General features: G+C 37.9%; 1 protein-coding gene. It reads left to right on the plus strand.

Annotated elements, in window-relative coordinates; translation table 11 throughout:
- Positions 1–119: 119 nt before the first annotated feature.
- Positions 120–412 (plus strand): hypothetical protein (locus tag KP705_RS18360; protein ID WP_215765340.1); only part of this gene is annotated, 293 nt, incomplete at its 3' end.

Raw genomic sequence — 412 nt, forward strand, 5'->3', positions numbered from 1 at the left:
GTACCCCACAGACTGAGGGTCGGAGATTGTTATGGATTTGGGTAAAGAAGGAAATATATAGAGAAATAGAGAGAGAAGTACAGAGGCTTGAAAATCTGTTCAATATAAAGGCTGTGCGAATGAAGGCACGTTATGAGACCAAGGCTATTCGTTATATGTTTGGGAATGGGGTCGAGGTTTATTGCGGTTGGGAAAAGCCTTACGATATCATGACTTGTTTGCATGACCATTATATTGACAATTCTTTTCCTGTGAAGGATGTGAAAAGTTATAGAGATTATTTGCGTTGTCTTCCTTCGCATTCTTATTTGTTTTTGGATTACATAGAAAGCAGGGGATATGGTTTGTTAAGATTCAACGAATATTTGAACGATGACGAGGATGAGTTTTGTTACGAGTGTGTTTTTGTTAA

The organism is Gluconobacter sp. P1D12_c, from assembly GCF_018812105.1.
Taxonomy (GTDB): domain Bacteria; phylum Pseudomonadota; class Alphaproteobacteria; order Acetobacterales; family Acetobacteraceae; genus Gluconobacter; species Gluconobacter oxydans_A.